This window comes from Streptomyces sp. NPDC107654, from assembly GCF_055639035.1.
In genome coordinates, this window is record NZ_JBVKBI010000003.1 from 407,436 (window position 1) to 420,290 (window position 12,855).

Genomic DNA, 12,855 nt, shown 5'->3' on the forward strand with positions numbered 1-12,855 from the left:
AACGAACCGGCCCGTCCGAATCGACCCGTACCGAGGAAAGTCCAGGCCGCATCACGTCAGACCCGGCGAGACCCGGTCGGCCGGCCCGGCGACGGCCGCCCCCCGTACCCGTACGCCCCGGCTCAGCCGTCGGCGACCCGGCAGGCGATGCGTCCCGAGATCTGCACCCGGTCCACCCGGCCGGAGGCCGGATCGCGGTGGAAGCGGCCGCCGGGCTCGACGCGCCCGGTGTCCGGATCGAGCAGGTCGCAGGACAGGTCCGCGTAGCAGACCAGGGGGATGGGGAGGTCGCCGTCCACCGACAGGGCGGGCGAGCCGTCCGGGCCGGGCGCGACGCGGTACGTCATGGCGCCGTTGCGGTAGGTGCCCAGGCAGTCGGGCGGCGCGACGGGCAGGCCCCGTTCCGCCAAGCGCACACCGGCAGGTACGGCGGGCACCCGGATGCCGGCCAGCCGGTCCAGTTCACCGGCGAGGTCGCGCCACAGCGCGGTGGCGCCGGCGGAGTTGCCGGTGAAGGCGACCACGACCCCGCTCTCCGGGTCGGTCCGCAGATGGCAGGAGGTGCCCTGGGCGTTGCCGTCGTGCCCGCACCACACGCGGTCGTCCCGCTGGTAGAGGGCGACGCCCGCGCCCCAGCCGTCGGCCAGCGCGCCCGGGCGGGCGGCGGTCTCGGCGCGGCGCATCTCCTTGGCGACGGCCGGCGGCAGCAGGTCCGCGCGGCCGACCAGCGCGGCGCCGAACGCGGCCAGGTCCCGGGCGCTCGCGAGCAGCGCGCCGGCCGGGGCCTCCAGCGGCGCCAGGTTCTGCCGGGCCGGAAGCGCCTGCCCGGTCGCTGTGTTGACGGCGTGTCCGGCGGCCACGGGGCGCGCGGGCACGCCGTCGCCTATGAACGCGGGTATGACCCCGAGGGGTTCGAGGAGCAGCGCACCGACCGCCTCGGTCCACGGCATGCCGGTGACCGTCTCGACCAGCCGCCCGGCGGCGACGTAGCCGGCGTTGGAGTAGGAGAAGTCGGTCCCCGGCGGGAACAGCGCGTCGCGGTTGGTGCAGACGGCCGCGAGATAGCGGGCGGCGGTGGAGGTGGCGGCGGTGTCCGAGTCCCAACCGGTGGGTAACCCTCCGGTGTGACTGAGGAGTTGGCGGATCGTCACCTCCGGGGCGCCGCTCAGCTCCGGGAGGTGCGCGGCGGCGGGCTCGTCCAGGTCGAGGTCGCCGTCGTCGGCCAGGAGCATGACGAGTGCGGCGGTGTAGGGCTTGGTGAGCGAGCCCAGCGGTACCGCCGTGTCCGCGGTGAAGGGGGTGCCGGTGGCGGCGTCGGCCGTGCCGGTGTGCACGGAGAGGAGGTCCGTGCCGGTGTCCAGGGCGAGTTGGGCGCCCGGCACCCGGTGGGTCCGGGCGAGGGCGTCGAGACGGTCCTGCAGTTCCCGGTGTATCAGGGACGGCGTCCGGGAGGCGGCCGGAGCGGCGGGGATGGTGTACGGCATGAGAAGGGGACTCCCGTTGGGTGGGTCTCATGTGCGGGTGTGCCGGTCCGGCCCTGCACGAGCGGTGTGGGGGCCGGCCCGGGGGCGCTCGTGGCGCCCGGGCTACGGTCTGCCGACCTCGACGGGCAGATGCCGTACGCCGATGATGACGGCCGGGTTCTGGTAGGCGATGTCCTCGTACGAGGGGATCGCCAGCATGCGGAATCGTTCATGCAACATGCGCAGGGCGATCCGCGCCTCCAGCCGGGCCAGCGGCGCGCCGAAGCAGAAGTGGATGCCGTGCCCGAAGGTCAGATGGGGGTTCGGGTTCCGGGTCGGGTCGAAGGTGTCGGGCGAGTCGAAGCGTGCGGGGTCCCGGTTGGCGGCGCCCAGGTGCGCCATCAGAAGGGCGTCGGCCGGGAGGTCGTGGCCGCCGAGGGTGACGGGCCGGGTGACGCGGCGGCCCAGCTCCGGGAAGGGCGGCAGCCAGCGCAGCACCTCCTCGACGGCGGCGGGGATCCGGGCGGGGTCCTCGCGCAGCGCGGCGTCGGTGCCGGGGTGCCGGTCGAAGGTGACGACGGCGTTGCCCAGCAGCGCGGTCGTGGTGATGTGTCCGGCGACGAGCAGCAGGGCCACGAAGCCGACCATCTCCTGGTCGGCGAGGCGGACACCGTCCACCTCGGCGGCGATGAGTCTGCTGGTGAGGTCGTCACCGGGGTGGGCGCGGCGGGCGCGGATGTGGTCGAGCATGTAGTCGTTCATCTCGCGCACGGTGGGGGCGATGGCCTCCAACGCCCGCTCCAGGTCGGCCATGTCGGGCGCCTCGCCGAGCTGGTCGCCGCCGAACAGGACGCTCGCCCACTCCTGGAAGAGCCGGTGCTCCTCCGCGGGGATGCCGAGCAGTTCGGCGATCACGATGATCGGCAGGGGATAGGCCAGCGCGTCGACCAGGTCGAAGCGGTCGCGGTCGGCGACCTCGTCCAGCAGCCGGGCGGTCACGGCCTCGATGCGCGGGCCGAGCCCCTGGACCACCCGCGGGGTGAACGCCTGGCTCACCAGGGTGCGGAGCTTGCGGTGTTCCGGCGGGTCCATGCCGACGAAGTTGCCCTGGGTGAAGGTCTCGAAGTCGGACTGGGTGGGGGCGAGGGCGGAGAGGTCCGAGGAGTACGTCGCCGGGTCGGCGAGCACGGTGGCGACGGTCTCGTGGTCCAGCACCTGCCAGACCCCCTGCTTCTCGTCGTACCGGACAGGCCCGGCCTCGCGTAAACCCCGCCAGCGGTGGGGTAACTCCTCCAGGAGGAGCCGTTCGCCGGTCGGTTGCCTGCTGGTCACCTTGTCTCCTTGCTAGCGGGTACGGGCATGGAGGAGTAGCACACCGGGGTCTGCCACGAGCCGGTGCGGCACGGCCGGGGCCGCGGGTGGTTCCGGACACGGCGGGTCTTCCGCTGCCGCGGCATCCGGACGGACGGCGGGAGCGCGACCCGCGTTGCCTCCTCGTGCGCGGCGGGACGGACGGCCGCCGTCGGCCTGCCGCCGGGGCGGGCCGGAGGTCTCCGCGCGGGGGGCCGGAGCCTCAGCGCCGGGCTGGGGCCTTCAGCTCAGGGCGGGAGCCTCAGCGCATACGGTGCCTCGGCACACGGCGCGTCCGCCCGTGGTGCGTCCGCACGGAGCGCGTCGACACCCGGCGCCTCAGCACATGCGGTGAAGGACGCGGCGGCTGCGCGGCCGGCCACGGCCCCGCAGCGAGCCTGGCGGTGCGGCGCGCCAATTCGACATAACCCATCCCCCTCGGCGATACCTCCCGCGCGGCGTGCGCACGGGACCCTCCCGGCTCGTGAACGGACAACGGGGCACGCTGCCCCGGGCCGTGGAAACGAAGGGTGAGAATACGCAGTCGCGGCGCGTGCCGCCCCGCGATTGGCACGATGCGCACTCCGCAACACCTTCGTTTCGATGGAACTCGGCCACAGTCTTCACGGTGAGTCACGCGCAAGCAACCCCCTGAAGTTGAACGGAGCGTATTCCGACGGTGCTTTTGCGTCACGGTCCGGCCATTTCACGATGCCAGGTGCGCACACAGGACCACGGCCGGATCGCCGCCCCCGCGTGTGCCCCGGCGCTTCGACCGCAAACCGCCCTCGCCGCAGAAAAGTTGCCGCCGGGCACCCGTCGGCGGCCCGTCCTCCGCCCCGTCCTCGTGCGCCGCTGCGCGGCCCCGCCGTTCGACCCCGTTGGCGGAACCGCCCCTGACCTGGTCCGATGATCCGACCATCGGGTATTCCGGAACCGCCGCCCGGGCACCTCGACGACACGCGCGGCGCGTCATCCCGGCCCGCCGCCGACACGCCCGGACTGCCCCGCACCCCCGCCCCGGCACGCGCCTCCGCGCCCGCCGGACGGCCCGTAAGCCCAGCCTCGGTGCGTGGATTCGGCCATCCCGGCGCTACAGGGGCGCACACGGGAAGCGCGTACGCCACCCGTGCTTCACACCGACCGCGGATTGGCCGAGGAGCCGCGGCCGGAAAGCCGGCAGGGCAGCCCCACCCGTCCGGGCCGGCTCCGTCCCCTTCACCGGCCTCCCCGACCGCCGCCCACCCCCGACGACTCCAGCGGCTCCGGGAGCCCCGCCGACCCGGGCGAACCAGCGGCTCCGCCGGCCCAGGCAACCCGGCCGGACCCGGCGACTTCCGGAGCCCGGCCGCCCCAGCGACTCCGGCGTACCCGCACGGCCCGGCGGCGACAGCCGTTCAGGCGGCTCCGACGGCTCCGACGGCTCCGGCGCATGGAGCCGCCGGGCCGGGGTATCCGGAGCCATCCGACGCGCAGGGCGCCACCGGCGGTGTCCCGTGCGCGCTCGCCGTGCGCGGGGCGCCGCCGCGAGGGACTCTTGTGCCCGGAGTGCGACGCGCGGCCGTACGAGGAGGTGGTCGGCGTGTCCGACAGGCCAGGGCCCAGGCAGGCGACGCCGCCCGGGCAGCCGGTGCTGTCGCTCGCGCTGGCCGCGCTGCTGGAGGAGGTGGGGGCGCACTCCGGCGCGGTCTACCTGCTCAGGCCCGGAGAACCGGTCCTGGAGATGGCCGTGATGGCCGGCATGCCCCGGGCCTTCGCGGCCCCGTGGGAGCGGGTCGGGCTGAGCGCGCCGATCCCGGTCGCGGAAGCGGCACGCGGGAGACGGCTGGTCTGGGTGAGCGGCGAGGAGGAGATGGCCCGCCGCTACCCCCGGATCTCGGTGGTGCTGCCGTACCCGTTCGCGCTGGCCGCGGCACCGGTGGCGACGGAGCACACGGTGTACGGCGCGGTGTTCGTCACCTGGCCGGGCACGCATCCCGAACGGCTGTCCGACCGGGAGCGGGACCATCTGACGGCGGCCTGCGAACGGCTGGCGCTGCGGCTGGAACGGGCCGCGCGGGAGCAGCGGCCGCTCGGCCACGAGTCGGACGTGCTGGCGGTGCCGGTGTCGGGCGTGGCGGGCGACCTGGGCACGGTGGAGGCGGCACGGATGGTGTCCCGGCTGCCGTACGGCCTGATGTCGCTGGACCTGCACGGGCGGATCGGTTTCGTGAACCCGGCCGCCTCCGAACTGCTCGGCCGGCCGGCCGGGGAACTGCTGGGCACGCTGCCCTGGGTGTCGGTGCCCTGGCTGAACGACCCCATGTACGAGGACCGGTACCGCGCGGCGCTGATGAGCCAGCAGGTCACCTCGTTCGTGGCGCTGCGTCCGCCCGGCGAGTGGCTGTCGTTCCGGCTGTACCCGAGCACCACCGGGCTGAGCGTGCGCGTCAGCCGGGCCCGGGCGGTGGCGGACATGGCGCGCGGGGCTCCGCAGGCGGGGCCGGGCCCGTCCCGGCTGGTGACCATCTCCCAGGTGCTGAGCCTCGCGGGTGCGCTGACCGAGGCGGTCGGGGTGCAGGACGTGGTGCAGCTGGTCTGGGACGAGGTGGCGCCGGCCGTCGGCAGCCGGGCAATGGCGCTGCTGCGGGCGCAGGACGGCCGGCTGCACGTGCTGGGGCACCGCGGTTACCCGGACGCGCGTGTCGTACAGCGGTTCCACGGGCTGCCGCTGTCCCAGCGGACCCCTGGCACCCAGGCCCTGAACAGCGGGGTCCCCGCGTTCTTCGACTCACGGGAGCAGCTGGAGCGGCTGTATCCGGACCGGCACGAGGCCCCGGACGGCTTCGCGGCCTGGGCGTACCTGCCGCTGATCGCGTCCGGGAGGCCGGTCGGCGCGTGTGTGTTCGCCTACGCCGAGCCGCACGCCTTCCCGGCCGACGAGCGGGCGGTGCTCACCTCGCTCGGCGGGCTGATCGCGCAGGCCCTGGAGCGGGCCCTGCTCTACGACGCGAAGAACCGCCTGGCGCACGGGCTGCAACAGGCCCTGCTGCCGCACTCTCTGACCCCGCCGCCCGGCATCGAGGCGGCGGCCCGCTATCTTCCGGCCACCCAGGGCATGGAGATCGGCGGCGACTTCTACGACCTGGTGCCGTCCCGCCCGCTGGCGGCGGCGGTGATCGGGGACGTCCAGGGGCACAACGTGACCGCGGCGGGCCTGATGGGCCAGGTCCGCACGGGCGTGCGGGCGTACACGACGGTGGGGCAGGCCCCGCACGAGGTGATGAGCAGCACCAACCGGCTGCTGATCGATCTGGGGGCGGACCTGTTCGCCAGTTGCCTCTACCTGCGGCTGGACCCGGCGCGGGGGCGAGCCGTGATGGCCCGGGCGGGTCATCCGCCGCCGCTGCTGCGCCGGCCGGACGGGCGGGTACGGGTGCTGGACCTGGCCGGGGGGCCGCTGCTCGGGATCGACGCCGCGGCCGTGTATCCGACGACCGAGGTGTCCCTGGCTCCCGGCGCGGTGCTGGTCCTCTACACCGACGGCCTGGTGGAATCACCCGGCGTCGACATCGAGGACGCACTGGCCGGCCTCGGCGAGCTGCTCGCGGACGTGGGCCACCAGCCGCTGGAGAGCCTGGCGGACGAGGTGCTCCGGTACAGCGTGGCGGCCCGGCAGCGGGTGGACGACGTGGCGGTGCTGCTGCTCCGGGCCCGCGACGACATCTGACCGAACGGCGGCCGCGCAGCCCGAGCGCACTCAGCCGCGGACCGGACCGTCTCACCCGCTCGACGGTGACCCGGCCCACCCGCCACGCACACCCGCGCCCCGACTGCCCCGCGCGCGACCGTGACCCGACCGTCTGCCCCCGTCCGCCCGCGTTCCGGTCCCCGGCCCCGCCCGTCCACGCTCCAGCCGTCTCCCGCGCCCAGTCGCGACGCGACCGTCGCCCCCACCACCTGGCCCGTCGCCGGCCGCCTCCCCCCGGACCCGCTCAGCCGTGGTCCGGCCCTCCCGCCGGAGGGCCGGACCACTCCCCGGCGGCCGGGACCGAGGGGGGAGGCCGGCCGGGGAGTCTCAGGGTGTGGCGGTCCGCTCAGCGGGTGCCGGTGAGGGACGACGATCCGTCGTGCGCCGCACCGGAGCCGGAGGCGGAGGCGTCGGACGGTGCGGACGGGTCGGCACCGCCACCGATCTGGTCGCCGCCGGCCCCCGCCTGGTCACCGGCTCCGGCACCCTCGCCGACCCCGGACTGGTCACCGGCACCGGCACCGGACTGGTCACCGGCCCCGGCACCCTCGCCGGACTGATCGCCGGCCCCCGCGCCCGCCTCGTCACCGGCACCGGATCCGTCACCGGCACCGGACTGGTCACCGGCGCCCGCCTGGTCCCCCGCACCCGCCTGGCCGCCCGCCCCCGCGCCGCCGTCGCCGAGCGTGGCGCCGGTGGCCTGGAGGGCGGTGGTGACCGGCTGGAAGAAGGTCTCGCCGCCGTTGGTGCAGTCGCCGCTGCCGCCGGAGGTGAGGCCGAGAGCGCTGCCGTCCTGGGTGAACAGCGAGCCGCCGCTGTCGCCGGGTTCGGCGCACACGTTGGTCTGGATGAGACCGGTGACGGTGTCGACGCCGTTGGGGTCGGTCTCGCTCTGGAAGTTGACGGTGGCGTCGAGGCCGGTGACCTGGCCGTCGTGCAGCCCGGTGGTGGAACCCATGCGGAACACGGTCGCGCCGACGGTGGCATCGGCGGCCTGCTTGATCTGCACGGTCCGGCCGTTGCCGACGTCGACCTCGCTGGGCGCCTGGGTGTTCGGGTCGTTGTACTTGACGAGGGAGAAGTCGCCCTGGCCGGGGAAGGTGGCCTGGTCGACGGTGGCGATGGGCTGACCGTTCTGCGAGTCGGACCAGTCCTTGGCGGCGACGCCGCAGTGACCGGCCGTCAGGAAGGCGGGGCTGCCGTCGGAGGCGGTGACGTTGAAACCGAGGGAGCAGCGGACGTTGCCGCCCTGCACCTGGGAGAAGATGGCGTCGCCGCCGGAGACGAACGTCTTGAAGGTGCCGGAGGACTTCTTCAGGGTCGCCATGTCCGCGCCGAGGCTCTTCACCGTCGACCGCAGTCGGTCCCACTCGGCGCCGGTCACGGTGGAGTCGGCGGTGACGAGGACCTTGTCGGTGCGCGGGTCGACGGCCCAGGAGGTGCCCGGGATCGTGGCCTTGGTCTTCAGCGTCCGCGCGGCGGCCTTGAGTTCGCCGGCGCTGTTCTCCACCTGACGGACGATCGCGCCCGCCTTCTTCGCCTGGAGGATGACGTTGTCGTCGCCGCTGACCACGTTGACGACGAGCTGCTGCTTGCCACTGTCGTAGTACGACCCGGCGAAGGCGTCGCCGAGGATCTTCTGCAGCTGGGCGGCGAGGCCGGAGGCGTCCGCCGCCTTCAGGGTCCTGGCGGTGCCGGTCGTGCCCGACGCCTGGTTCTCGTCCTGGGACGCGTTGGCGTGGGGCAGCAGGAAGGCCGCCGCTCCGAGCGCCGCGACACCGCCCACCGCTATCGCGGCCTTGCGCTTGGGCATTCGCTTGTGACTCAAACTTCTCGACCTCCTGGGACGGGGGGTCTGCCGTTCACGGGCAGTTCGTGGGGGGGACTGGGGGGACTGGGGGGACTGAGGGAAGCATTGGGGGGTGGGTAGGGGGATGGACGGGGGACGGGTATCGCGGCGCCTGGATGGCCGTAGGTACGCGCCGGCCGCATGGTGTGTTCAATTCCGGTTCCGTACGGCCGTATTGGCGTGGCGAATCGGCCATGCCGGGCGTGTCGTGGCGGGCGGGCGGGAACAATCCCCCATATGACGATGACTGCCGCCGAAGCCGACAAGATCCTCTTGGCCAACTTCGCCCCCTGGGTGCTCGATCTGGGGCTGACCGTCGAGGCGGTGGGCGAGGACCGGGCCGTGCTGCGGCTGCCCTGGTCGGAGCGGCTGGCGCGGGAGGGCGGCGGGTTGTCCGGGCAGGCGCTGATGGCCGCGGCCGACACGGCGACGGTGATCGCGGTGTCCGCCGCGCGGGGCGGGTTCGTGCCGATGACGACGGTGCAGCAGTCGACGTCGTTCCAGCGCGCGGTGACCGGTGCGGATGTCCGGATCGAAGCGGTCCTCACGAAGCTGGGCCGCCGGATGGCGTTCGCGGACGTCACGTTGAGCGATGCCGCCTCGGGCGCGCTCGCCGCCCGGGCGAGCACGGTCTATGCGATTCTCGGCTGACACAGACAGCTACTGATCGGTAACGGTCGGTTCCGAACAGGAAGCGGAATCCGTCCTTCAGGGAATCTGCACATCCACCACTCAGCCACCTCACCGGCACCCGGGCTTCTGCACATACACGCGCCCCCTGACACGCCTTTGGCGAGGAGTGCCGGATTCGCGGTCCGGCGGGCGAGGCAGCCGGTGCGACGATGCGGTGCGGCATGTGAAGGAGTCGCCGACACCCCGTGCGCACACCTGCACGGATGGACCCCTTCGTGGGGCAAGTGCCCAGGTGAGAGCCCTCATTGGATTGGAAGCGCGCCCTGCCTGCGTGCTTTGATCCATCGCACCGCCGGGGTCCGGCGGGCCCGTCGCAGACGGTGCCCGGCGCCCGCGGTCGGCGGCCGTCCGTCTGTCCCCAGAGGGGGCCGCTCCCCCCTTGTGAAATATCCATACGAAGGGAAGTTCCACCATGAACTCCACCCCCCAGGTTGAGACCGTCGAGATCTCGGACGCCGAGCTGGACAACGTCTCCGGTGGCCTGTCCTCCGCCACCCTCAACAGCACCCTCGGCACCGTGAACGAGATCGCCCCGGGCGTGACCGGTCTGGTCAACACGGTCGTCGGCACCGTCGAGGGCGTCACCGGCCTGAACACCGCCCCGGTCAACGGCCTGGTCGCCGGTCTCTGATCGCACCTCGGTGTCACCGAAGTCCCGGAGCCGTCCCACGGCTCCGGGACTCTCGGGTGCCCTGAACCCCATGCGTCCGACCCTCAGGTGAGGCAAGTTCCGTGCAGTTCCGCCAACAGGCCCTCGCCAAGCTCCAGTCGCCGGAGGAACTGGACCTGCCGGTGCGGCTCGCCCGTCCGCAGGGCTGGCTCGCGCTCGGCGTCACCGTCGTGGTCATGGCCGTCGCCTCCGTGTGGGCCGTGACCGGCTCGGTCGCCTCCACGGTGAGCGCGCCCGCCATCCTCACCCACGGTCAGGGCAGTTACGTCCTCCAGAGCCCGGTGGCCGGACAGGTGACGGCCGTCCTCGCCCGGCAGGGACAGCGGCTGCCCGCGAACGCGCCCGTCCTGAAGGTCCGTACGGAGCGGGGCGACACGGTCGTCCGGACCGTCGCCGCCGGCCGCGTCACCACACTCGCCGCGACCATCGGCCAGATCATCCGGACCGGCGCCGACGTCGCCGCGGTCGAGAAGGTCGCCCACGCCTCCGACCCGCTGTACGCGACCGTGTACGTGCCCGCCGAGAACGCGGCGGCCATCCCCGCGCACGCCTCGGTCGACCTGACCGTCTCCTCCGTACCGGCACAGCAGTACGGCGTGCTGCGCGGCGAGGTGAAGTCGGTGGACCGCTCCGCGCAGTCCGCCCAGTCGATCTCCGCGTTCCTCGGCGACAGCCAGCTCGGCGAGCAGTTCACCCGCAAGGGCCGCCCGGTGGCCGTCCTGGTGGAACTCGGCACGTCCTCGTCCACGAAGAGCGGTTACCGCTGGTCCACCTCCGACGGCCCGCCGTTCCGGCTCGACTCCATGACCCTCGCCACCGGCTCCGTCCGGCTCGCCGACCAGCGTCCCGTCGATTGGCTGCTCCCGTGACCCTCCAGCAGGGAAGAACCCAGGAAACCCGTGGCCGCAGACGGGCCGCCCCCGCCAGGCGCCCGGCCCCCAAGGCCCGCACCGGCACGGTCCGTACCCCCACCGTGCTCCAGATGGAGGCCGTCGAGTGCGGCGCCGCCTCCCTCGCGATGGTCCTCGGGCACTACGGGCGGCACGTCCCGCTGGAGGAGCTGCGCATCGCCTGCGGTGTCTCCCGCGACGGCTCCCGCGCCTCCAACCTGCTGAAGGCGGCCCGCGGTTACGGCCTGACGGCCAAGGGGATGCAGATGGACCTGGCCGCCCTCACCGAGGTGCGGGCCCCCGCCATCCTCTTCTGGGAGTTCAACCACTACGTCGTCTACGACGGCATGGGCCGTCGCTTCGGCCGGCGCGGGGTGTACGTCAACGACCCCGCCAAGGGCCGCCGTTTCGTGCCCATGGACGAGTTCGACGGCAGCTTCACCGGTGTCGTGCTGGTCCTGGAGCCCGGCGAGGACTTCACCAGGGGCGGGCGCAGGCCCGGTGTGCTCGGCGCGATGCCGGCCCGGCTGCGCGGCACCGCGGGCACCCTGCCGGCCGCCGTCCTGGCCAGCCTGCTGCTGGTCGCGGTCGGCGCGGCCGTGCCCGCGCTCAGCCGCACCTACATCGACACGTTCCTCATCGGCGGCCAGACCTCGCTGCTGGGCGTGCTGTTCACGTCGATGGCCGCCTGCGTGCTGCTCACCCTGGTGCTGACCTGGCTCCAGCAGACCAACCTGCTGCACGGCAGGATCATCACCTCCACCCTCTCCAGCGCCCGCTTCCTGCGCCACCTGCTGCGGCTGCCGGTGACGTTCTTCGCCCAGCGCTCCCCAGCCGACCTGGTGCAACGCCTGCAGTCCAACGACCAGGTCGCCGAGACCCTGGCCCGCGACCTCGCGGCGGCCGGCGTCGACGCGATCGTGGTCGTGCTGTACGCGGTCCTGCTCTACACCTACGACCCGCAGCTGACGTTCGTCGGCATCGCCGTGGCCCTGCTGAACGTGGTCGCCATGCGGCTCGTCGTACGGCTGCGCGCGACCCGGACGGCGAAGCTGCGCGCGGACACCGCACGGCTCACCAACACCTCGTACACCGGCCTGCAGCTGATCGAGACACTGAAGGCGACCGGCGGCGAGGACGGCTACTTCCGCAAGTGGGCCGGACAGCACGCCACCACGCTGGAGGAACAGCAAAGGCTCGGGGTGCCGAGCGCCTGGCTCGGGGTGGTCGCGCCGACGCTCGCCACCTTCAACAGCGCGCTCATCCTGTGGATCGGCGGGCTGCGCGCGGTCGAGGGGCACCTCTCGGTCGGTCTGCTGGTCGCGTTCCAGGCGCTGGTCACCCGCTTTACCGCGCCGCTGACCCGGCTCAACGGCGTGGCGGGCCGGATCCAGGACTTCGCGGCCGACGTGGCCCGGCTGAAGGACGTGGAGAACTTCCAGGCCGACCCGCTGTACGCCCGTCCCGGCGGGGGCGAGTCGGCCCGGCGGCTGCACGGGCACGTCGAGCTGGAGAACATCACCTTCGGCTACAGCCCGCTGGACAAGCCGCTGCTGACGGACTTCGACCTGACCGTCGGCCCCGGACAGCAGGTGGCGCTGGTCGGCGGCTCGGGCAGCGGCAAGTCCACGGTCTCCCGGCTGATCTCCGGCCTGTACACGCCGTGGGACGGGGTGATCCGCATCGACGGCCGCCGGCTGGAGGACATCCCGCGCGGCGCGCTCGCCGCCTCCGTCTCCTTCGTCGACCAGGACGTCTTCCTCTTCGAGGGCTCGGTCCGCGACAACGTCGCCCTGTGGGACCCCTCGATCCCCGACGAGGCCGTGGTGGAGGCGCTGCGGGACGCGGCCCTGTACGAGGTGGTGATGCGCCGGCCCGGCGGCATCCACAGCAAGGTGGAGCAGGACGGCCGCAACTTCTCCGGCGGGCAGCGCCAACGGCTGGAGATCGCGAGGGCGTTGGTCCGCCGCCCGAGCATCCTCGTCCTCGACGAGGTGACCAGCGCGCTGGACGCCGAGACCGAACAGGTCGTGATGGACAACCTGCGGCGGCGCGGCTGCGCCTGCGTGGTGATCGCACACCGGCTGAGCACGGTCCGCGACAGCGACGAGATCGTCGTCCTCCAGCACGGCACGGTCGTGGAGCGCGGACGGCACGAGGAGCTGGTGGCGCGCGGCGGCGCGTACGCGGCGCTGGTCAGGGAGCGGTGA

The 12,855-nt window shown here is 73.5% G+C and carries 8 protein-coding genes; 5 read left to right on the top strand and 3 right to left on the bottom strand.

All coding sequences use genetic code 11. The annotated features are described in order from the left end of the window. Positions 1-122: 122 nt before the first annotated feature. Together ACZ7N4_RS07685 and ACZ7N4_RS07690 are read right to left on the bottom strand one after the other, a co-directional pair. Complete coding sequence (locus tag ACZ7N4_RS07685; RefSeq protein WP_471354895.1) at positions 123-1,484, bottom strand: serine hydrolase domain-containing protein; 1,362 nt, start codon at positions 1,482-1,484, stop codon at positions 123-125. A gap of 102 nt (positions 1,485-1,586) precedes the next feature. Next, positions 1,587-2,795: a cytochrome P450 gene (locus ACZ7N4_RS07690; protein ID WP_471354897.1), complete on the bottom strand. Its 1,209-nt coding sequence runs from the start codon at positions 2,793-2,795 to the stop codon at positions 1,587-1,589. Between the two features lie 1,591 nt (positions 2,796-4,386). On the opposite strand from ACZ7N4_RS07690, the gene ACZ7N4_RS07695 reads away from it, so the two are divergent. Further along, a complete protein-coding gene (locus tag ACZ7N4_RS07695; RefSeq protein WP_471355137.1) occupies positions 4,387-6,522 on the top strand; it encodes a SpoIIE family protein phosphatase in 2,136 nt (711 codons plus the stop codon). Between the two features lie 367 nt (positions 6,523-6,889). Here ACZ7N4_RS07695 and ACZ7N4_RS07700 read toward each other — a convergent pair whose 3' ends face one another. Further along, positions 6,890-8,356 carry a S1 family peptidase gene (locus ACZ7N4_RS07700; protein WP_471355139.1) on the bottom strand — a complete coding sequence of 489 codons (1,467 nt, stop codon included), beginning with the start codon at positions 8,354-8,356 and terminating at the stop codon, positions 6,890-6,892. A 273-nt stretch (positions 8,357-8,629) separates the two neighbouring features. On the opposite strand from ACZ7N4_RS07700, the gene ACZ7N4_RS07705 reads away from it, so the two are divergent. The 4 genes from ACZ7N4_RS07705 (at position 8,630) to ACZ7N4_RS07720 (ending at position 12,855) form a co-directional block, all read left to right on the top strand. Continuing rightward, the gene (locus tag ACZ7N4_RS07705) at positions 8,630-9,043 is read left to right on the top strand and encodes a PaaI family thioesterase (RefSeq protein ID WP_471354900.1); all 414 of its coding nucleotides are present in this window, start codon (positions 8,630-8,632) and stop codon (positions 9,041-9,043) included. 454 nt (positions 9,044-9,497) lie between these two features. Then, complete coding sequence (locus ACZ7N4_RS07710) at positions 9,498-9,716, top strand: type A2 lantipeptide (protein ID WP_471354902.1); 219 nt, start codon at positions 9,498-9,500, stop codon at positions 9,714-9,716. Between the two features lie 101 nt (positions 9,717-9,817). After that, complete coding sequence (locus ACZ7N4_RS07715; RefSeq protein ID WP_471354904.1) at positions 9,818-10,624, top strand: hypothetical protein; 807 nt, start codon at positions 9,818-9,820, stop codon at positions 10,622-10,624. Further along, positions 10,621-12,855: an NHLP family bacteriocin export ABC transporter peptidase/permease/ATPase subunit gene (locus tag ACZ7N4_RS07720; RefSeq protein WP_471354906.1), complete on the top strand. Its 2,235-nt coding sequence runs from the start codon at positions 10,621-10,623 to the stop codon at positions 12,853-12,855. Before ACZ7N4_RS07715 ends, ACZ7N4_RS07720 begins: the two co-directional genes overlap by 4 nt.